The organism is Escherichia sp. WS568, assembly GCF_046486085.1.
In the GTDB taxonomy this organism is placed as follows: Bacteria; Pseudomonadota; Gammaproteobacteria; order Enterobacterales; family Enterobacteriaceae; genus Escherichia; species Escherichia coli.
Genome location: NZ_JBJQMC010000002.1, coordinates 287,236 through 307,930, shown reverse-complemented (window position 1 = coordinate 307,930; position 20,695 = coordinate 287,236). Strand labels below are relative to the sequence as shown.

Below are 20,695 nucleotides of genomic sequence, written 5' to 3'. Positions count from 1 at the left end.
GAAGATGTATGTCGTTACTTGCACAACTGGATCAAAAAATCGCTGCTAACGGTGGCCTGATTGTCTCCTGCCAGCCGGTTCCTGACAGCCCGCTCGATAAACCCGAAATCGTCGCAGCCATGGCATTAGCGGCAGAGCAGGCGGGCGCGGTTGCCATTCGCATCGAAGGTGTGGCAAATCTGCAAGCCACGCGTGCGGTGGTGAGCGTGCCAATTATCGGGATTGTCAAACGCGATCTGGAGGATTCTCCGGTACGTATCACGGCCTATATTGAAGATGTCGATGCGCTGGCGCAGGCGGGCGCGGACATTATCGCCATTGACGGCACCGACCGCCCGCGTCCGGTGCCTGTTGAAACGCTGCTGGCACGTATCCATCATCACGGTTTACTGGCGATGACCGACTGCTCAACGCCGGAAGACGGCCTGGCATGCCAAAAGCTGGGAGCCGAAATTATTGGCACTACGCTTTCTGGCTATACCACGCCTGAAACGCCAGAAGAGCCGGATCTGGCGCTGGTGAAAACGTTGAGCGACGCCGGATGTCGAGTGATTGCCGAAGGGCGTTACAACACGCCTGCTCAGGCGGCGGATGCGATGCGCCACGGCGCGTGGGCGGTGACGGTCGGTTCTGCCATTACGCGTCTTGAACACATTTGTCAGTGGTACAACACAGCGATGAAAAAGGCGGTGCTATGACCACACTGGCGATTGATATCGGCGGTACTAAACTTGCCGCCGCGCTGATTGGCGCTGATGGGCAGATCCGCGATCGTCGTGAACTTCCTACGCCAGCCAGCCAGACACCAGAAGCCTTGCGTGATGCCTTATCCGCATTAGTCTCTCCGTTGCAAGTTCATGCGCAGCGGGTTGCTATCGCTTCAACCGGAATTATTCGCGACGGCAGCCTGCTGGCGCTGAATCCGCATAATCTCGGTGGATTGCTACACTTTCCGTTAGTCAAAACTTTGGAACAACTTACCGATTTGCCGACCATTGCCATTAACGACGCGCAGGCCGCAGCATGGGCGGAGTATCAGGCGCTGGAAGGCGATATAACCGAGATGGTGTTTATCACCGTTTCCACTGGCGTCGGCGGCGGTGTAGTGAGCGGCGGCAAACTGCTTACCGGCCCTGGCGGTCTGGCGGGGCACATCGGGCATACGCTTGCCGATCCGCATGGTCCAGTCTGCGGCTGTGGACGCACAGGTTGCGTGGAGGCGATTGCTTCTGGTCGCGGCATTGCAGCGGCAGCGCAGGGGGAGTTGGCTGGTGCGAATGCGAAAACTATTTTCACGCACGCTGGGCAGGGCGATGAGCAGGCGCAGCAACTGATTCACCGTTCCGCACGTACGCTTGCAAGGCTGATCGCTGATATTAAAGCCACAACTGATTGCCAGTGCGTAGTGGTCGGTGGCAGCGTTGGTCTGGCAGAAGGGTATCTGGCGCTGGTGGAAACGTATCTGGCGCAGGAGCCAGCGGCATTTCATGTTGATTTACTGGCGGCGCACTACCGTCATGATGCAGGTTTACTTGGGGCTGCGCTGTTGGCCCAGGGAGAAAAATTATGATGATGGGTGAAGTACAGTCATTACCGTCTGCCGGATTACATCCTGCGTTACAGGACGCGTTAACGCTGGCATTAGCTGCCAGACCGCAAGAAAAAGCGCCGGGTCGTTACGAATTACAGGGCGACAATATTTTTATGAATGTCATGACGTTTAACACTCAATCGCCCGTTGAGAAAAAAGCCGAATTGCACGAACAATACATTGATATCCAGCTGTTATTAAACGGTGAGGAACGGATCCTGTTTGGCATGGCAGGCACTGCGCGTCAGTGTGAAGAGTTCCACCATGAAGATGATTACCAGCTTTGCAGCGCCATTGAGAATGAGCAAACCATCATCTTAAAACCGGGAATGTTTGCCGTGTTTATGCCGGGAGAACCGCATAAACCAGGATGCGTTGTCGGCGAACCTGATGAGATTAAAAAGGTTGTGGTGAAGGTTAAGGCTGATTTAATGGCTTAAACGTATTCGCTCAGGCAGGGGGCGCTGGTTGGGAACTCAACGTTGGCATGGTTTCGCTGCTCTTGTGTAGATGTGTTGCAGTTATTTGCGACATTCCGCCGGAGTAGCGGAACTATGGAAAACGGCAATTGGCGCTCTTATCCCTTAGCTTTGTAAGGCTTAATTTTGGTAGAATGGGGAATCGTTTAACGGAAAAAAACAATCAGATGATTTCTTTTCTATCCGATGAATTTGAGGAATTTCCGCAGGGAGATTTTTTAAATCATCTCTATAGGTTTTCGGTAGACCATCATCATTTTATCGTGATATTTAGCCCTATTGATATTAGCGATGCGGAGTACCATCAATACCGTAGCGAGGAAGTTGGATTTGAAATCCCAACTAATTGTTTTGATGTGAAATTTGATAGGCAAGAAAACTTTGATAGTGGTAACTTTTACATGCCCCCCGCCGCAACTGAATGCTCGAGGCGCAGACGCTTTACTGATGAACTCGCAGAGGCGCTAGCAACGATTATTGAAAAGCATTACATCATTTATCATGCCAGGGCTTATCTTGCCATCGCAGAGAATGACAAGTTGAAACGTTACTATGACCGGATTTTACACAATGCCCCGGCTAATGTAGCATATAGAGTAATCAAAGATGTTGGAGAGGAGGAACGAGGTTATGCCATACAAACCGAATGTTTCCGAACTTAAGAAAATGACTGTTGCAGAGCGCAAGAAAGAAGCCATGCGCCAGCTTAAAGCATCCTTTGAGCGCGCCAGCATTGAAGGGACTTTGCATAAACGCTCTGCAAAGTCTGTTGCGTAATGAAAGATTTCAATAACCCGCTGCGGCGGGCCTTTTTTTGCCCTCAGAAAATCCCCTCTGACCTGCCTCAGGGATTATATACAACCTTCAGTTAATTAGCTGCGCACCATACGCGGCCCGAGCCTTATCGCCTTGTTCAAATTCGACAATTCGTCGGCCAATTTCCCCGAACGTCGCGGTGCTAAGTACCGTATCCGTCCGGGCGTATCCGGCCAGAATTTTCAGGCGGTTTCTCTTGCTGTCACTACGCCATTTTGCGCAGCCCACAGATTCACATCTTCCTTACGAATGGCGGCGGCCATCATGCCGGGGAATAAATCTGGGGTACAGGCAAAGGAGGGAATACCCATGGCGGCGAGTTTTCCTGCCAGTGACCGGTCGTAAAACGGCGCACCTTCATCGCTTAAGGCCAGCAGGGTAACCACCTGTACGCCGGACTGAATCAACTCACTGGCGCGTTGCAACAGATTGCGTTCCACCCCGCCTTCGTAGAGGTCGGAAATCAGCACCAGAATGGTATTGCGCGGATCGCGAATCAAAGACTGGCAGTAGCCCACCGCGCGGTTGATGTCGGTGCCGCCACCCAGCTGTACGCCAAACAGCAGCTCTACCGGATCGTCGAGCTTCTCTGTCATATCAACGACTGCGGTGTCGAAAACCACCAGATGCGTTTTTACCGCCGGGAGCGATGCCATTACTGCGCCAAAAATACTGGAATAGACCACCGAGGAGGCCATCGACCCACTCTGGTCGATACATAAAATGATCTCCTTTTGCGTGCGTTGAGACTTGCGCCCGTAGCCGATCAGCGTTTCAGGAACAATACTTTTATACTCTTCCTGCCAGTGGCGCAGGTTGGCGCGAATGGTGCGCTGCCAGTCAATTTCCGCGTGGCGCGGGCGACGATTACGTACCGCACGATTAAGAGCGCCGCTTACCGCGCTACGCATTGGCTCTTCAAGCTGTTTCATCAATTGCTCGACAACTTTACGCACCACAAGCCTGGCGGTTTCTTTGGTTTTGGCCGGAATTACGCCATTCAGCGACATCAGCGTGGAGACCAGATGAACATCAGGCTGGACGTTTGCCAGCATCTCCGGCTCCAGCAACATACTGTGCAAATTAAGACGTTCAAAGGCGTCTTTTTGCATCACCTGAACCACAGAAGAAGGGAAATACTGGCGAATATCACCCAGCCAGCGAGCGACTTTGGGTGACGATCCACCCGTGCCGCCGCGTAATCCATGTTTACCCTCTGGCTGATACAGCGCCGCCAGCGCGGCATCAATCGCGGACTCTCTGGCATCCAGCGCCACGTTACAGGCATTGTCGGCATCTTCTCCAAGGATCAGACGCCAGCGGCGCAGCCGTTCCATTTCGTTACTCGACATGATTTTCCCTTTCGTGTGGTGGCAAAGCCAGAATGCGGCGCAGTAGCGGCAGCATTAACGCGGCACGCTGTTCATCCCATATACCGCTGGTCTCTTCTTGCTGCGCGACACGCTCGCCCTGCGCGGCGCGTTCGCCTAACTGGCGGCGTTCCGGGCTGGAAAAACGGCCGAATGTCCGCCGCAGCATCGGCAGGATCCGGGTGAAGTGATTGTCGTTCAGGCCGCTTAGCCAGGCATCGATCAACTGCCATAATTCGCTATTGTGCAGTAGCACCATCGCGCTGTCGTTGAGGAAACCTTCCGCCCATGCGGCACTTTCCGCCGGGGGATTGGCTGGCGATAGCGCCAGGTTCATCAGCGTGCTGATCCGTTCTGTCGTTAACGTTTGCAGATCAAACAACAGGCGCGTCGCCGTTCCGCGAAGCAGCGCGTGTGCGGTACTGCCCTCTGCCAGCACCATCAACGCCTGCAACCAGCCCGCCAATAGATCTTCGTTATCCAGCAACCGCAGCGCGGCGTGGGCGTCGATAACTTTTTCTCTCATACTGGCGGCGCTGTCGTCGTTGAGCGCCGAACAGGCTCCGGGTAGGGCGATGGCGGCGCGCGGGGCGAGGCTCATCAGTACCTGCATTACCATACCAGAGTCGGTCTGGCGCACGTTGCCGTAGCGGACAATCGCCACCAGTGGTGCCAGGGCTTCCAGCAACTGTTCGATATTGCCCTGAGTGGCAGCCAGTGATTCCAGTGTATTGGCGATGGGGGCAATCGCGGTCTGTAAATCGGCCAGTAGCACCTGTTGGATAAGCTTTGCCAGTTCCGGCAGCGTGCTGGCGTATTGCGCCCTCACAATGGCATAGCGGGAGCTGGCCTGCTCAATGCTGTTACCCCAACGGCTGGCGGTAATGATGTTGATTGCCAGTGCCGGTTCCCAGCGCAGCGACCAGACTTCGTGGAACGTCCCTTTGCTGTTATTTCCTTGTCCAGCCAGACGGCCCCAGGAAATGTCGAGTAAGGTCAGGCGATGCAGTAAATGGCTACGCGCCAGATCGCCGGGTTTGCGCAGATCAAGATCCAGCACTTTTTCGCTGGCTTCTGCCTTCAGGCGCAGCGTTTTTTGCTGTTGCGTAATGTCGCGTTGGAGCGGCACGACGGGCGTATCATCCGGTACGCTTCCCAGCGCGTCGCCGACAATTAACTTCTGGCGAATCATCTGCATTGGCGCGCTTTCGCCCATACACACTACGGTTTGCAGCGCTTCGCAAAGTTCGTCAAGCCCCGGCTGCGGGTGATGGCGCATAATCGCCAGCGTCTGCGCCAGCCGCGCCGCTTCGATAATGTGGGCGCTGGAACAGTCGAGATCGGCTTCGCGAAACAGCCTTGCCGCGCGTGACAGCCAGCCGATATCGCGGTGAGAAGCGCCCTGATAACGCCACAGATGATCGTACCATTCCGGTGACACCACCCCTGCGCCATAACCGCTGGCGCGGCTTAACGCCTCGTAGCTCCAGGGCGTCCAGGCTGCCGCGACCTTGCACTTCGGCAAATTTTTCAGCAGTTCGTTATCATTCTTTGCGGGCGGCAGGTTTTCCAGCGCCGGAACGTGCCACGCACCGCAGACTACCGCGATGCGCGAGAAGCCCTCTTTTTTCGCCTGACGTAGCGTCTTGCGCATATACGCTTCACGCAGTTGATCTCTGGCTGAGTTTCGGGCTTCGGGAGTTGCCTGGCGTAGGGCAATCATCGCCTCGCGAATCGCCTCGAACAGAGACAAATCATCTTCGCGTTCCTCTACTCTGTGGCTCCACCAGCTTTCCCCATCGGTGTAACCGGCGGCGCGGCCCAGCCAGTCCAGCGGATCGCCGTCGGGACTGGCTTCAACGGCATCATCGTCATCGCTCTCTTTTTCGTCATCAAGCGCGAACTGATGACTGATGGGCAAGTCCATAAAGCGCACGGCGATATTTTGCTCAAAACCATAGCGCAGCGCCTGCCATTCCGGGGAGAACGCCGCAAAGGGGTAAAACGCGGCGTGATGTGAGTCGTCCGGGGCATAAATCAGTAGCGCGACCGGCGGTTGCATCTGTTCATGCTGCATAAAAGGCAGGATGGATTCGCCGTCGGGCGGCCCTTCCACCAGCAGGCAGTCGGGCTGTAGCGTCTCCAGCGCCTTTCGCAGGCTGCGCGCGCAGCCAGGGCCATGGTGACGGATGCCAAACAAATGAACGGTTTGTTCAGTCATAGTGGTTGCCTTGCTGATTACACAATTTCGCGGCAGGCGCGATAGAGATCGTTCCAGTCGCTGCGCTCTTTGACTATAGTTTCCAGATATTCACGCCATACCACGTCGTCCTGCACGGGATCTTTTACCACCGCGCCGATAAGGCTTGCGGCGATATCCCGCGGATGTAGCACGCCGTCGCCAAAATGGCCCGCCAGCGCCATACCGTTGTTGATAACGGAGATCGCCTCCGCGGTGCTGAGAGTACTGGTTGGCGACTTAATTTTCGTTTTGCCGTCAACCGTCAGGCCGTTTCGCAGTTCGCGGAAGATTTGCACGACTCGCTGGATCTCTTTAAGCGCTGGCGGTTCGGCAGGAAGTGCCAGCGCCTGACCCAGTTCGGCGACGCGGCGAGTGACAATGTTAATCTCTTCTTCTTCGCTGGCGGGTACGGGCAAAATGACCGTGTTGAAACGACGTTTAAGTGCGGAAGAAAGCTCGTTAACGCCTTTATCCCGGTTGTTGGCGGTGGCGATAACGTTAAAGCCGCGCGTCGCCTGGACCTCTTCATTCAGTTCGGGGATAGGCAGCGTTTTTTCCGACAGGATCGTGATCAGCGTGTCCTGAACATCGGCAGGAATACGCGTCAGCTCTTCTACGCGGGCAATCTGCCCGCGTGCCATCGCCCGCATCAATGGGCTTTCTACCAGCGCCGAACGTGACGGACCTTTAGAGAGCAACTCCGCGTAGTTCCAGCCATAACGCATTTGTTCTTCACCGGTGCCTGCGGTGCCCTGAATAATTAACGTTGAGTCGCCGCTGATGGCAGCCGCCAGATGTTCAGAGACCCAGGATTTCGCAGTGCCGGGTACGCCATACAACAGCAGTGCGCGATCGGTTGCCAGCGTGGCAACGGCGGTTTCGATAATCCGCCTGTTGCCGATATATTTCGGCGTGACCTCAAAACCATTTTCCAGTTGCCCGCCTAACAGATAAGTAGCAACGGACCACGGAGAAATAGCCCAGTTTTCCGGGCGCGGATGAGTATCGTTTTTTTGCAGCTCATCCAGTTCTTCTGCAAATTGTTGTTCGGCATGTCGGCGTAAAACGGCGGCAGTAGCGGTGGAAGTCATAAAGTAGTTTCTCCGACAAAAAACGAATGAAGTTGAATTCGGTGCGCCAGCGTGGCGCTCAGGGCAGTAAAGGCTGCCTCGCAATAAGGCGTTTGTTGTGCGTCATGCGGCCACTTGTCAATGACATCATTGAGGACTTCGGGGGCCAGCAGGCAGGCGAAATCACTCATCACATGGCGCAGGGCGTAGTCAAAGCGCGCGGAATCATGTTTCACCCAACGGTGCAGCTCCGTGACCATTTGCTGGCTCAGGCGCAGGCTAAAGAGCGACGCATCCAGCGGTAACAGGGCGATGTAGCGTTGTAAATGTTCGCCGCCCATTACCGAGAACAGTAACGTCAACACTGGCTCGTGTTCTTCTACGGGCAGGCATTGCAGAAGCTCAAAGGCGTTAATCTTCACGCCAGCAGGGGAATGAATGCTTATTCCGACGGGGAGTAGGGCGAGGAATGCCTGCGCCCACTGTGGATTTTTTTCGCGCAGGACGGCGTGATACCAGGCGCGCAGTAGCGCCTCCTGCCAGTCGGTTTTCCCGGCCCAGCGCAGCAGTTCAACGGGGGTAGCCTGCAGTTGCGTTTGCCACCAGTCGAGCGGAACCGCTGCAACTATCTGATACAGCCACCATGCGCGCTGGCCCAACTTTTCGCCTTTGGGCTTAGTTTCTTCCAGCGCATCGGCCTTCCACTCTGGTAAGAACGCCTCCGGGGCATCAAGGGCGACGCGCAGCATTTTTTCTTTGCCGGATAAGCCTTTTAGCCTTTCAAGTAAGGTCTCAGGAGCGGGGGATGAACTGAGCAACGGCGCTAACCGAGACTTCATGCGCGAGATCCAGGCGCTTTCCGGCAGACAACACAGTAACCGTGCCGCAGTTTGCCGCACCTCTTTGCTGCGATCGGATAATGTCTGTTCCAGAAAGGCTTCGTCGTGTTGGGAGATCCCCACTTCCAGCACAGCCAGCAGCTGTGCGCGTTCGCGGGCATCCAGCGAACTCATCTCCTGCGCCAGCCGATCGCGACCCTGTTCCGGGGCGCGAATGCGCATTTGCGTCAGATATTGCAGACGCTGTTCGGACGTGCCGTGCAGCCACATTTCTTCATCCAGCGGAGCGTCAGTGGAGGCGAGAACATAGCCCCAATCGGCGTTGATTTGCGCCAGCCAGCACCCGCGAGCGCCCAGAACATTGGACAGGATGCCGCGTAGAGATGGCTTTTGCGCTCCATAATTCAGCAATGCTGGTAACAGCAGGGGCGGAGGAAGAAGTTGACGACGGACCAATAGATCAAGCGCCGACCACAGCAACCGCGGCGGTCCTTCTGACAGCAGCAGATGCAGCAGTCCCGCAAAAGCCGGGTTGTTTATTGGCTCGGCATTTTCTTTATCGATTTCCGGCAGCGGTGCGGGGTCAATCGCCTGCGGCACCCAGCCAGCCAGATGGCAGAGCGCCAGAACGCCCGCCGAGCGCAGTAGCTGTTGCTCTGCGGATGTGTTATTCGCCAGTTCAGACAGTAACAGCCCAATCTCACTTTGCGACGCCGACGGTGTAAACGCTTTTTTGTCTGTGCCGAGTAGCGCTGTGCGGGTTAAATTTTGCCATTCGTTCATTGTGCGCCTCCGGTTGCCCAAATGACGCTACCGGCAAGCCAGGCGCTACAGGGCGTCAGCTGCTGACCATCCCATTCCCCCATTAGCATAAACGGCGCGCCGCCGCTGGCCGCCAGTAACCGCCAACCCTCGTCCGACGACAGGTGCGTCGGTAAGTGCTGGCCCTGTGTCGAGACGAATCGCCAGCCGCTCTCGTGCGGGTAAATCAATATTTCGCTTACTCGCAGCGGCAGAGGCCATTGCCAGGGATTCGCGCTAAGCCGCTGCGCCATGTCATGCAGCGCGTCCGGGAGGGGTAATTCTGCAAGCGGGAATCTTTCACCGCGGGTAAACGGCTCCACAACCCGCGCCCGTAGCGGTGATGCGCCAGGGAAAAAGGCAAGCGCGCCCTGGCAGACTTGCCCGGTGATAAAGTGCTGGGGAAAGTTTTTACTACCGTGTGAATAGTCCAGCAGTAGCGCGGTGCGGTGGCTCTTTTCTCCGTACAGCCAGACCCGGCGTCGCCACAGATTATTCCCTTCTTGCGCGCTTTGACCTAAGACCTGCCAGTTATCGAGGCAGGTTAATCCGTCAGTGACGTCGTGTTTATCCGGGGGTATTCCCAATGCCGCATGGAGATCGCTAAGTTGTGCCGGGGATAACATTTGTTGCTGGCGCCAGGCGTCAATAATCAGCTGTAGCTGCCCCAGTTCTTTGCACAGGCTCGATGGCCATACCTCGGCGGTAGTAAAATGAGTGGTCAGATTGTTCAGGCGAGCGGCAATTCCCGGTAGTTGGGCGTCGACCATGCGGGCGGCGATCCCGGCAAAAGGCAACTGTTGTGCAGAGATCTGCGCCAGACCGTGGCGGATCAGGTCGTGCATCCACTGTTCGAGGAAATCCAGCCCCGCCGTCATTTTTTGGTTGCGTGCCGCTTCCCGTTTGGCGGCAGCCTGCGGGTCGGCAGCTTTTGCCTCAGCCTGCTCTTTCTTCTCTTCTTTGCGAACCGCCCGCTGCTGGCGCGAGGTTAGCCACTCGCTTACCCATTCCGGCGGCTCGCCAGCGGTGAAACTTGCGGTGTGTTGCACCTGGAGAAAAAGCAACGCAAGGCTATGTTTACAGGGGAATTTACGGCTGGGGCAGGAACATTTACAGGCCAGATCCTGTCTGTCGATTCGTACCTGATAAGGGCGGGAGCCGCTACCTTTACACTCTCCCCAGAAGGCAGCCTCGCTATATCCGAGCGTCGGCCATTTTGCGGGAGCAACCAGGCCACGAGCCGCTTTAACCGAGGCGTCATCGGGCGCCAGGGCTTGCACTGATTCAACGGTCAGTTCCATTACAATTCTCTATTGGCGTGGGGAAATCGATGGGGTCAAGGAGGCGTTAAGCAAAGCAGGAGGAGACTGTTTTCCGTAACAGCGTATTGCGCGTCCATCGCAAATTTGTAGTGAGTATAGCGGGCGGTAAATTCAGGAAACAATGGCGGATAGCGGAAAGTGTAGTTTTTCGGAAAAAGATAACTTTATCCCGTGTAACCCGTTTTAAGCGGGCTACACGGGAGGCTGCAATTTAAACTTCCAGCCAGTTCATAATGCCGTCTGCCGCTTTGCGACCTTCGGCAATGGCGGTAACGACCAGATCGGAACCACGGACGATATCGCCGCCAGCAAAGATTTTCGGGTTGCTGGTCTGGAAAGCGTTGTCGTTGCCTTCCGGGGCGATAATGCGCCCCTGCGAATCCAGCTCGACGCTGTGTTTTGCCAGCCATTCCATGCTGTGTGGACGGAAACCAAACGCCATGATCACCGCATCTGCCGGAACGATATGTTCTGACCCTGCCACGATCTCTGCGCGGCGACGGCCTTTGGCATCCGGTTCGCCCATTTCTGTGCGCACCATTTTTACGCCGCTGACTTTGCCGTTACCGTTCACTTCTATACCCAGCGGCTGGACGTTGAATTTGAACTCAACACCTTCTTCCCGCGCGTTTTTCACTTCGCGGCGGGAACCCGGCATGTTCTCTTCATCACGACGATAGGCACAGGTAACGTGCTTTGCCCCCTGGCGTACAGACGTGCGCACGCAGTCCATCGCAGTGTCGCCACCGCCAAGGACCACCACGCGTTTGCCTTCCATGCTGACGAACGGTTCGTCGTTGGTTTCGCCAAAGCCCATTAACTGTTTGGTGTTGGCGATAAGGAACGGCAGCGCTGCGTACACGCCATCGGCGTCTTCGTTTTCCAGCCCGCCGCGCATTGACTGATAAGTCCCGACGCCAAGGAACACGGCATCGTAATCACTCAGCAGATCGTCCAGCTGTACGTCGCGGCCCACTTCGGTATTGAGTTTGAATTCAATACCCATGCCCGTGAAGATTTCACGGCGGCGCGTCATTACCTCTTTTTCCAGCTTGAAGGCCGGAATACCGAAGGTCAGCAAGCCGCCGATTTCCGGGTGACGGTCGAAGACGACTGCTTTTACGCCGTTGCGCGTCAGGACATCTGCACACGCCAGACCCGCCGGGCCTGCGCCGATAATCGCCACTTTTTTACCGGTCTGTTTCACGCCGGACATATCCGGACGCCAGCCCATCTCGAACGCTTTATCGTTGATATAGCGCTCAATGTTGCCGATGGTCACTGCGCCGAACTCATCGTTCAGGGTGCAGGAACCTTCGCACAGACGGTCTTGCGGGCAGACACGTCCGCACACTTCCGGCAGGGTATTGGTCTGATGCGACAGTTCCGCCGCTTCAAAAATACGCCCCTCGTTGGCGAGCTTCAGCCAGTTCGGGATGTAGTTGTGTACCGGGCATTTCCACTCGCAGTATGGGTTGCCGCACGACAGGCAGCGGTCAGCCTGCGCTTTGGCCTGGCCTTCGGAAAACGGCTCGTAAATTTCAACAAACTCAATTTTGCGGATCTTCAGCGGTTTCTTTGGCGGATCAACGCGCTGCAGGTCGATAAATTGATAAACATTCTGACTCATTGTTGCTACCCCTTACTGCGCCTGCACGCGCAACTCTGCTGCGCTACGACTACGGTGACCCAGCAGTGCTTTTACATCACTGGACTTCGGTTTAACCAGCGCGAATTTCGTGGCGAAGGTTGACCAGTTCGCCAGAATCTCTTCACCGCGCTGGGAACCGGTATGCTGCACATGCTCGGTGATAAGACCACGCAGATGCTCTTCATGGATCGCCAAATCGTCAACGCTTAAGACCTCGACCAGTTCCGGGTTAACGCGTTTGCGGAAATCGCCGCTTTCATCGAGAACGTAAGCGAAGCCACCGGTCATGCCCGCGCCGAAGTTAACGCCGGTTTTACCCAGAATACAGACAATACCGCCCGTCATATATTCACAGCCGTTGTCGCCAATGCCTTCTACCACGGTGATAGCACCGGAGTTACGTACGCCGAAACGTTCACCCGCGCGGCCTGCGGCATACAGACGACCTCCGGTCGCGCCATACAGGCAGGTGTTGCCGATAATGCTTGCTTCATGGCTGCGGAAGGCTGAGCCAACCGGAGGACGAATGGCAATTAAGCCGCCCGCCATGCCTTTACCGACATAGTCGTTAGCATCGCCGGTCAGATACAGTTCCACGCCGCCCGCGTTCCACACACCGAAGCTCTGGCCTGCGGTGCCGTTGAAGTATGCTTTGATCGGATCGGCAGCCAGCCCCTGATCGCCGTGCGTCTGGGCGATATAGCCTGAAAGCGACGCGCCGACAGAACGATCGGTGTTGCGGATATCGAACCAGAAGGTTTTGCTCTGGCGTTCATCGACAAACGGTTTTGCCTGTTGCAGCAACTGCGCGTTCAGTAGGCCGTTATCAAACGGCGGGTTGTTTTCGGTGCAGTAGAGTGCCTTACCTGCATTTGGCTCGGCAGTTTCCAGCAGCTTCGACAGCGCCAGTTTCTGCTGTTTGGCGGTGAAACCGTCCAGCTCTTTCAGCAGGTCGGTGCGACCAATCAGATCCACCAGACGCGTTACCCCCAGCTGTGCCATCAGCTCGCGGGTTTCACGGGCGATAAACTCAAAGTAATTAGTCACTTTGAACGGCAGGCCGTGATAGTGATTCTTACGCAGTTTGTCATCCTGAGTTGCTACACCCGTGGCGCAGTTGTTCAGGTGGCAAATTCGCAGATATTTACAGCCAAGCGCTACCATCGGGCCAGTGCCGAAGCCGAAGCTTTCTGCGCCGAGAATCGCCGCTTTGATGATATCAACGCCGGTTTTCAGGCCGCCATCAACCTGCAAACGGATCTTGTGACGCAAGCCGTTGGCAACCAGCGCCTGTTGGGTTTCAACAAGCCCCAGCTCCCACGGACAGCCTGCGTATTTCACCGATGAAAGCGGACTTGCGCCGGTGCCGCCGTCATAGCCTGCGATGGTGATTAAATCGGCATAAGCTTTTGCCACGCCAGTCGCGATGGTGCCTACGCCCGGTTCGGAAACCAGCTTCACGGAGATCATCGCTTTTGGATTGACCTGCTTGAGGTCGAAAATCAGCTGCGCTAAATCCTCAATAGAGTAGATATCGTGGTGCGGCGGCGGGGAGATCAGCGTCACGCCCGGCACCGAATAGCGCAGTTTGGCAATGTAAGGAGTGACTTTATCACCCGGTAACTGACCACCTTCACCCGGCTTCGCGCCCTGGGCGACTTTTATCTGAATGACGTCGGCATTGACCAGGTACGCCGGAGTAACGCCGAAGCGACCGGACGCCACCTGCTTGATGCGCGACACTTTGTTAGTGCCATAGCGCGCCGGGTCTTCACCGCCTTCGCCGGAGTTTGAGTTACCGCCGATGCTGTTCATCGCTTCCGCCAGCGCCTCGTGGGCTTCCGGGCTTAACGCGCCGATAGACATCGCGGCGGTATCGAAGCGTTTAAACAGTTCGCTTGCCGGTTCAACATCGGCAATGTTGACTGCGTTTTCACCCGGCGTAATTGCCAGCAGATCGCGCAGCGTGGTTGCCGGACGCTCATTAACCAGCTTCGCGTATTCCTGATAGTCGCTATACTCGCCGCTCTGTACCGCCTGTTGCAGCGTGCGCACCACGTCCGGGTTGTAGGCGTGGTATTCGCCGCCGTGCACGTATTTCAGCAGGCCGCCCTGGCTGATGGGCTTACGCGCCAGCCAGGCACGTTTCGACAGATTCAGCAGATCCTGCTGGAAGTCTTCAAAGCTAGCCCCCCCAATGCGGCTAACCGCCCCCTGGAAGCACAGGCCCACGACATCATCGTGCAGACCGACCGCTTCAAACAGTTTCGAGCAGCGGTAAGAGGCGATGGTGGAGATGCCCATTTTGGACATGATTTTGTACAAGCCTTTGTTGATGCCGTTACGATAGTTGAGCATCACGGTACGATAATCTTTGGCAATCGCGTGGGTGTCTACCAGACGGCCCAGCGTTTCATAGGCAAGGTACGGATAAATAGCCGTCGCGCCGAAACCCAGCAACACGGCGAAGTGGTGCGGATCACGGGCGCTGGCGGTTTCGACGATGATGTTGGCATCGCAACGCAGGCTTTGATCGACCAGACGGGTCTGGATCGCGCCAACCGCCATCGGAGCCGGAACCGGCAGGCGATCTTTAGCGATATTCCGGTCGGAGAGCACCAGCAGTACGGTGCCGCTACGTACCATTTTTTCGGCTTTGTCGCACAGTTCTTTCACCGTCGCTTCGAGCGTGGTTTTAGTGACGTCAAAGGTGATATCCAGCGTATCTGCGCGGTAGTGATCCTCTTTCATCGTCGTGAGCTGTTTGAAATCGGAATAGAGCAGAATCGGCGATTTAAAGCTTAAACGGTGCGCCTGGCCTTCTGCTTCGCAGAAGACGTTCATTTCGCGGCCAATGCTGGTGGCGAGCGACATAACATGCGCTTCACGCAGCGGGTCGATTGGCGGGTTAGTCACCTGGGCAAATTGCTGGCGGAAGTAGTCGTAAATAATGCGCGGCTGACTGGAGAGCACGGCGAATGGGGTGTCGTCGCCCATCGAACCGACCGCTTCCTGACCGTTTTCACCCAGTACGCGGATCACCGAATCCAGCTCTTCCGCGCTGTAGTTAAATTGTTTCTGGTAGCTGGCAAGCGTGTCGTCGTCCAGTTCGCGGCTACCCACTTCTTCATCGGGCAGATCTTCAAACGGTACCAGACGGCGGACGTTTTTCTCCATCCACTCTTTATAAGGGTGGCGGCTTTTCAGATCGTCATCGGTTTCTGCCGAGTGCAGAATACGCCCACTGCGGGTGTCGATCACCATCAGTTCGCCTGGCCCCACGCGGCCTTTTTCGACCACTTCGTCAGGCTGATAATCCCAGATACCGACTTCAGAGGCGCAGGTAATGAGCTTATCTTTGGTGATGACATAGCGTGCCGGACGCAGACCGTTACGGTCGAGGTTACAGGCGGCAAAACGACCGTCAGACATCACGATGCCTGCCGGGCCATCCCACGGCTCCATATGCATGGAGTTAAAGTCAAAGAAGGCACGCAGTTCCGGGTCCATATCCGGGTTGTTCTGCCAGGCGGGTGGCACTAACAGACGCATGGCGCGGATGATATCCATCCCGCCTGCCAGCAGCAGTTCCAGCATGTTATCCATGGAACTGGAGTCAGAGCCGGTTTCGTTGACGAACGGCGCGGCGTCGTGCAGGTCAGGGATCAGCGGCGTCTGGAATTTATAGGTACGCGCACGCGCCCATTGGCGGTTACCAGTGATGGTGTTGATTTCACCGTTATGCGCGAGGTAGCGGAACGGCTGTGCCAGCGGCCAGCGCGGTACGGTGTTAGTGGAAAAGCGCTGGTGGAACAGGCAAATGGCCGATTCCAGACGCAGGTCCGCAAGATCCAGATAAAAGCGCGGCAGATCCGCCGGCATACACAGACCTTTATAGATGTTCACCAGATTCGACAGGCTACAGACGTAGAAGTCTTTGTCGGCTTCGAGACGCTTTTCAATGCGGCGGCGGGCGATAAACAGACGGCGCTCCATATCGCGTGGACGCCAGCCTGCCGGGGCGTTCACAAAAATTTGCTCAATGCGTGGCAGAGAGGAGAGGGCGATTTCACCCAGCACGCCTTCGTTAGTGGGGACATCACGCCAGCCCACAATCGACAATGTTTCGCGTTGCAGCTCTTCTTCAACGATGCGGCGTGCGGCAGCGGCGAGTTCAGGATCTTTATTCAGGAAGAGCATCCCGACAGCGTAGTTTTTTGCTAAACGCCAGCCGCGCTCCTGCGCAACGATGCGAAAAAAGCGATCCGGTTTTTGTAACAGCAAGCCGCAACCGTCACCGGTTTTACCATCGGCGAGAATCGCGCCACGGTGCTGCATGCGGGCCAGTGCGTGTATTGCAGTACGCACTACCTTGTGGCTAGGTTCGCCTTCTATGTGGGCGATCAGGCCGAAACCACAGTTATCCCTCTCAAGGGATTTATCGTACAACATATCGTGAACCTCCCCCAGGCTCTGCGGGAACCCCACTTCCGAACCGCTGCGCACGGGCACAGAAAGAGCGTGGCGACGGGGTTTGCGTGTCATACGCGCACCTCGCATTCGCCCCCTTGTTGTCCTTTTCGCATCGGTTAATACGGTGAAGAGGGGATCTCAATTACTGCATAAATATGATGAGCAGGCTGCTCATCCAGAAAGCTTCCAGCGGATTTCCAACTTATCGGGAAAGCTGATACAGGTCAAATGGCAAGCTTATTGGTACAGAAATGTGCTTTAGCGCAAAATTCTTTATTAATTGTCTGAAATTAAAGTGGATTTTCTATTTAAGGCTAAAAGGGCGTCGTTAGAGAAACAGTCAATTCCTGACTGTCATAAAGGCGTGTTAACCCTTATCCTGCCTTGAACTGACGAGAAAACCAGCATTTTATACTGCCTTAATTGGTAATAACGTTTCATGCTACTGTTTTTGCCTAAAATCCATAAGGAGATAAAAAAATCTGACACAAGATAAGCAAAAGTGATTTATGTGATTGTGCATGAAATTTCGGTAATTTTGATTGATTATGCAGTTGATAAAAGCAGGCCGGGACGATTGATCCAGGTCATCGCCGAATTGAGCTAAAAATGGCAGGCTTTGGCCTCTTTTCAAGGCGCGGTCTATCAGATTATGCAGTTACAGAAATTAGTCAATATGTTTGGTGGTGATCTCACCCGTCGTTATGGGCAAAAGGTGCATAAGCTGACGCTGCACGGCGGTTTTAGCTGCCCTAACCGTGACGGTACCATCGGGCGTGGTGGCTGCACATTCTGTAATGTGGCCTCGTTTGCCGATGAAGCGCAGCAGCATCGTTCCATTGCCGAGCAACTGGCGCACCAGGCGAATTTAGTTAACCGCGCTAAACGCTATCTGGCCTACTTTCAGGCGTATACCAGCACCTTTGCGGAAGTTCAGGTGCTGCGTTCTATGTATCAGCAGGCGGTGAGCCAGGCCAATATTGTCGGTTTGTGTGTTGGTACCCGCCCGGACTGCGTGCCGGATGCGGTGCTGGATCTGCTTTGCGAATATAAGGACCAGGGTTACGAAGTGTGGCTGGAGCTGGGGCTACAAACCGCCCACGACAAAACGCTGCATCGCATCAATCGCGGTCATGATTTTGCCTGTTATCAGCGCACGACGCAGCTGGCGCGTGAGCGTGGGCTGAAGGTGTGTTCTCACTTAATTGTCGGCCTGCCTGGCGAAGGGCAGGCTGAATGTTTGCAAACGCTGGAGCGAGTCGTTGAAACTGGCGTGGACGGCATAAAGCTGCATCCGCTGCATATTGTGAAAGGCAGCATTATGGCGAAAGCCTGGGAAGCGGGGCGTTTGAACGGTATTGAACTGGAAGATTACACGCTCACTGCCGGAGAAATGATTCGCCATACGCCACCGGAAGTGATCTACCACCGCATTTCCGCCAGCGCCCGTCGCCCGACGCTGCTTGCTCCTCTGTGGTGCGAAAATCGCTGGACGGGAATGGTCGAGCTGGATCGTTATCTGAATGAACATGGCGTACAGGGATCGGCGCTGGGACGTCCGTGGCTACCTCCAACGGCGTAGGCCATTGAGGGGAATTCCGCATTTCTCACACAATTTATAACGTAACTGTCAGAATTGGGTATTATTGGGGCAGGTTGTCGTGAAGGAATTCCCTAATGAAGCAAATTCGTCTGCTGGCGCAGTATTATGTTGACCTGATGATGAAGTTAGGTCTGGTGCGCTTCTCAATGTTGCTGGCGCTGGCCCTCGTCGTTCTTGCCATTGTGGTACAAATGGCGGTAACCATGGTGCTGCATGGTCAGGTCGAAAGCATTGATGTTATTCGTTCTATCTTCTTTGGTTTGCTGATTACGCCGTGGGCGGTCTACTTTCTATCGGTGGTCGTCGAGCAACTGGAGGAGTCACGGCAACGTCTGTCACGACTGGTGCAAAAACTGGAGGAGATGCGCGAGCGCGATTTGAGCCTCAACGTTCAGTTAAAAGATAATATTGCCCAGCTAAATCAGGAAATCGCCGTTCGTGAAAAAGCGGAAGCAGAACTGCAGGAAACCTTCGGCCAACTGAAAATTGAAATCAAAGAGCGCGAAGAGACACAAATTCAGCTCGAGCAGCAATCCTCATTCTTACGTTCCTTCCTTGATGCTTCACCCGACCTGGTTTTTTATCGTAACGAAGATAAAGAGTTTTCCGGCTGTAACCGCGCGATGGAGCTGCTGACCGGAAAAAGCGAAAAACAACTGGTTCACCTGAAACCTGCTGATGTTTACTCACCGGAAGCCGCCGCAAAAGTCATTGAAACCGATGAAAAAGTGTTCCGTCATAATGTGTCACTGACCTATGAACAGTGGCTGGATTACCCGGACGGGCGCAAAGCCTGCTTTGAAATCCGTAAAGTGCCGTACTACGACCGCGTGGGTAAACGTCACGGTTTGATGGGCTTTGGTCGCGACATTACCGAGCGTAAGCGGTATCAGGATGCGCTTGAACGGGCCAGCCGCGACAAAACGACGTTTATCTCCACCATCAGTCACGAATTGCGTACGCCGCTGAATGGTATCGTCGGCCTGAGCCGCATTCTGCTGGATACCGAACTCACCGCCGAGCAGGAAAAATATCTCAAAACCATCCATGTTTCGGCCGTCACGCTGGGGAATATCTTCAACGATATTATCGACATGGATAAGATGGAACGGCGCAAGGTCCAGCTTGATAATCAGCCGGTTGATTTCACCAGCTTCCTTGCCGATCTGGAAAATCTCTCCGCCTTGCAGGCGCAACAAAAAGGATTGCGCTTTAACCTGGAGCCTACGCTGCCATTACCGCATCAGGTCATTACCGACGGGACGCGTTTACGGCAGATCCTGTGGAACCTCATCAGTAACGCCGTCAAATTCACCCAGCAAGGCCAGGTTACCGTGCGCGTGCGCTACGATGAAGGCGATATGCTGCATTTTGAAGTGGAAGATTCCGGCATTGGCATTCCGCAGGATGAGCTGGATAAAATTTTCGCCATGTATTACCAGGTGAAAGACAGTCATGGCGGTAAACCTGCCACCGGCACCGGTATTGGTCTGGCCGTTTCTCGTCGTCTGGCGAAAAATATGGGCGGCGATATTACGGTTACCAGCGAACAGGGCAAAGGTTCAACCTTTACGTTGACGATCCACGCACCGTCGGTGGCAGAAGAGGTCGATGATGCGTTTGATGAAGACGATATGCCTTTACCGGCGCTGAATGTACTGCTGGTGGAAGACATTGAACTGAACGTGATTGTCGCGCGTTCTGTGCTGGAAAAATTAGGTAACAGCGTTGATGTCGCCATGACCGGCAAGGCGGCGCTGGAGATGTTTAAACCGGGCGAATACGACCTGGTATTGCTGGATATTCAGTTGCCAGATATGACCGGGCTGGATATCTCTCGTGAACTGACGAAGCGTTATCCGCGCGAGGATTTACCACCGCTGGTGGCCTTAACCGCTAACGTGCTGAAAGACAAACAAGAGTACCTCAATGCTGGAATGGATGATGTGCTGAGTAAGCCGCTTTCTGTTCCGGCGCTAACCGCGATGATCAAGAAATTCTGGGATACCCAGGATGATGAGGAGAGTACGGTGACGACAGAAGAGAACAGTAAATCAGAAGCATTGCTCGATATTCCCATGCTGGAACAGTATCTCGAACTTGTAGGACCGAAGCTGATCACCGACGGGTTAGCGGTATTTGAGAAGATGATGCCGGGATATGTTAGCGTGCTGGAGTCGAATCTGACGGCGCAGGATAAAAAAGGCATTGTTGAGGAAGGACATAAAATTAAAGGTGCGGCGGGGTCAGTGGGGTTACGCCATCTGCAACAGTTGGGTCAGCAAATTCAGTCTCCTGACCTTCCCGCCTGGGAAGATAACGTCGGTGAATGGATTGAAGAGATGAAAGAAGAGTGGCGTCACGACGTAGAAGTACTGAAAGCGTGGGTGGCAAAAGCTACTAAAAAATGACCCCGGCTAGACCGGGGTGCGCGAATA

At 55.0% G+C, this 20,695-nt stretch carries 14 protein-coding genes and 1 pseudogene; 7 read left to right on the top strand and 8 right to left on the bottom strand.

Annotation, left to right across the window (positions count from 1 at the left end; translation table 11 throughout):
- Window positions 1–8 precede the first annotated feature (8 nt).
- The 5 genes from ACJHWR_RS03895 to ACJHWR_RS03875 all read left to right on the top strand — a co-directional run bounded on the left by ACJHWR_RS03895 (window position 9) and on the right by ACJHWR_RS03875 (window position 2,847).
- Entirely contained in the window at window positions 9–698 is a 690-nt protein-coding gene (locus ACJHWR_RS03895; RefSeq protein WP_000054239.1) for an N-acetylmannosamine-6-phosphate 2-epimerase, read from the top strand.
- Window positions 695–1,570, top strand: a complete 876-nt coding sequence (gene nanK, locus ACJHWR_RS03890; RefSeq protein WP_000209036.1) for an N-acetylmannosamine kinase — start codon at window positions 695–697, stop codon at window positions 1,568–1,570. The genes ACJHWR_RS03895 and nanK overlap by 4 nt, the downstream gene beginning before the upstream one ends.
- On the top strand, window positions 1,567–2,031 hold the full coding sequence (nanQ, locus tag ACJHWR_RS03885) for an N-acetylneuraminate anomerase (RefSeq protein ID WP_000979879.1): 465 nt from the start codon (window positions 1,567–1,569) through the stop codon (window positions 2,029–2,031). Before nanK ends, nanQ begins: the two co-directional genes overlap by 4 nt.
- Window positions 2,032–2,159: 128 nt before the next feature.
- On the top strand, window positions 2,160–2,732 hold the full coding sequence (locus ACJHWR_RS03880) for a hypothetical protein (RefSeq protein ID WP_001196760.1): 573 nt from the start codon (window positions 2,160–2,162) through the stop codon (window positions 2,730–2,732).
- The gene (locus ACJHWR_RS03875; RefSeq protein ID WP_012311706.1) at window positions 2,701–2,847 is read left to right on the top strand and encodes a hypothetical protein; all 147 of its coding nucleotides are present in this window, start codon (window positions 2,701–2,703) and stop codon (window positions 2,845–2,847) included. The genes ACJHWR_RS03880 and ACJHWR_RS03875 overlap by 32 nt, the downstream gene beginning before the upstream one ends.
- A gap of 93 nt (window positions 2,848–2,940) precedes the next feature.
- Here ACJHWR_RS03875 and ACJHWR_RS03870 read toward each other — a convergent pair.
- From ACJHWR_RS03870 to gltB, 8 genes and pseudogenes are all read right to left on the bottom strand, one after another.
- Window positions 2,941–3,063, bottom strand: a pseudogene (locus tag ACJHWR_RS03870) (hypothetical protein); the annotation flags it as partial.
- A 5-nt stretch (window positions 3,064–3,068) separates the two neighbouring features.
- A complete protein-coding gene (locus ACJHWR_RS03865) occupies window positions 3,069–4,238 on the bottom strand; it encodes a VWA domain-containing protein (RefSeq protein WP_000097506.1) in 1,170 nt (389 codons plus the stop codon).
- Window positions 4,228–6,477 (bottom strand): DUF5682 family protein, encoded by a 2,250-nt coding sequence (locus ACJHWR_RS03860; RefSeq protein WP_000139765.1) that lies wholly within the window; start codon window positions 6,475–6,477, stop codon window positions 4,228–4,230. Before ACJHWR_RS03860 ends, ACJHWR_RS03865 begins: the two co-directional genes overlap by 11 nt.
- Window positions 6,478–6,494: 17 nt before the next feature.
- Complete coding sequence (locus ACJHWR_RS03855; RefSeq protein WP_000204707.1) at window positions 6,495–7,589, bottom strand: ATP-binding protein; 1,095 nt, start codon at window positions 7,587–7,589, stop codon at window positions 6,495–6,497.
- Window positions 7,586–9,190, bottom strand: coding sequence for a DUF5691 domain-containing protein (locus tag ACJHWR_RS03850; protein ID WP_001007101.1), 1,605 nt, complete (start codon window positions 9,188–9,190; stop codon window positions 7,586–7,588). The genes ACJHWR_RS03855 and ACJHWR_RS03850 overlap by 4 nt, the downstream gene beginning before the upstream one ends.
- Window positions 9,187–10,509 carry an SWIM zinc finger domain-containing protein gene (locus ACJHWR_RS03845; RefSeq protein WP_000424192.1) on the bottom strand — a complete coding sequence of 441 codons (1,323 nt, stop codon included), beginning with the start codon at window positions 10,507–10,509 and terminating at the stop codon, window positions 9,187–9,189. The genes ACJHWR_RS03850 and ACJHWR_RS03845 overlap by 4 nt, the downstream gene beginning before the upstream one ends.
- Before the next feature lie 232 nt (window positions 10,510–10,741).
- Window positions 10,742–12,160: a glutamate synthase subunit GltD gene (gene gltD, locus ACJHWR_RS03840; RefSeq protein WP_000081667.1), complete on the bottom strand. Its 1,419-nt coding sequence runs from the start codon at window positions 12,158–12,160 to the stop codon at window positions 10,742–10,744.
- 12 nt (window positions 12,161–12,172) lie between these two features.
- Complete coding sequence (gltB, locus tag ACJHWR_RS03835; RefSeq protein ID WP_032189059.1) at window positions 12,173–16,633, bottom strand: glutamate synthase large subunit; 4,461 nt, start codon at window positions 16,631–16,633, stop codon at window positions 12,173–12,175.
- A 673-nt stretch (window positions 16,634–17,306) separates the two neighbouring features.
- On the opposite strand from gltB, the gene ACJHWR_RS03830 reads away from it, so the two are divergent.
- Together ACJHWR_RS03830 and arcB are read left to right on the top strand one after the other, a co-directional pair.
- The gene (locus ACJHWR_RS03830; RefSeq protein WP_001296449.1) at window positions 17,307–18,236 is read left to right on the top strand and encodes a TIGR01212 family radical SAM protein; all 930 of its coding nucleotides are present in this window, start codon (window positions 17,307–17,309) and stop codon (window positions 18,234–18,236) included.
- A gap of 95 nt (window positions 18,237–18,331) precedes the next feature.
- A complete protein-coding gene (gene arcB / locus ACJHWR_RS03825) occupies window positions 18,332–20,668 on the top strand; it encodes an aerobic respiration two-component sensor histidine kinase ArcB (protein ID WP_000809774.1) in 2,337 nt (778 codons plus the stop codon).
- The last annotated feature ends 27 nt before the right edge of the window (window positions 20,669–20,695 follow it).

What these genes read in the sequence shown, in the direction of transcription:
- gltD (WP_000081667.1), bottom strand. Translation starts at nt 12,160, where the DNA reads ATGAGTCAGAATGTTTATCAATTTATCGACCTGCAGCGCGTTGATCCG.
- ACJHWR_RS03860 (WP_000139765.1), bottom strand. Translation starts at nt 6,477, where the DNA reads ATGACTGAACAAACCGTTCATTTGTTTGGCATCCGTCACCATGGCCCT.
- ACJHWR_RS03895 (WP_000054239.1), top strand. Translation starts at nt 9, where the DNA reads ATGTCGTTACTTGCACAACTGGATCAAAAAATCGCTGCTAACGGTGGC.
- ACJHWR_RS03850 (WP_001007101.1), bottom strand. Translation starts at nt 9,190, where the DNA reads ATGAACGAATGGCAAAATTTAACCCGCACAGCGCTACTCGGCACAGAC.
- ACJHWR_RS03875 (WP_012311706.1), top strand. Translation starts at nt 2,701, where the DNA reads ATGCCATACAAACCGAATGTTTCCGAACTTAAGAAAATGACTGTTGCA.
- ACJHWR_RS03855 (WP_000204707.1), bottom strand. Translation starts at nt 7,589, where the DNA reads ATGACTTCCACCGCTACTGCCGCCGTTTTACGCCGACATGCCGAACAA.
- ACJHWR_RS03865 (WP_000097506.1), bottom strand. Translation starts at nt 4,238, where the DNA reads ATGTCGAGTAACGAAATGGAACGGCTGCGCCGCTGGCGTCTGATCCTT.
- arcB (WP_000809774.1), top strand. Translation starts at nt 18,332, where the DNA reads ATGAAGCAAATTCGTCTGCTGGCGCAGTATTATGTTGACCTGATGATG.
- ACJHWR_RS03830 (WP_001296449.1), top strand. Translation starts at nt 17,307, where the DNA reads ATGCAGTTACAGAAATTAGTCAATATGTTTGGTGGTGATCTCACCCGT.
- nanQ (WP_000979879.1), top strand. Translation starts at nt 1,567, where the DNA reads ATGATGATGGGTGAAGTACAGTCATTACCGTCTGCCGGATTACATCCT.
- nanK (WP_000209036.1), top strand. Translation starts at nt 695, where the DNA reads ATGACCACACTGGCGATTGATATCGGCGGTACTAAACTTGCCGCCGCG.
- ACJHWR_RS03845 (WP_000424192.1), bottom strand. Translation starts at nt 10,509, where the DNA reads ATGGAACTGACCGTTGAATCAGTGCAAGCCCTGGCGCCCGATGACGCC.
- gltB (WP_032189059.1), bottom strand. Translation starts at nt 16,633, where the DNA reads ATGTTGTACGATAAATCCCTTGAGAGGGATAACTGTGGTTTCGGCCTG.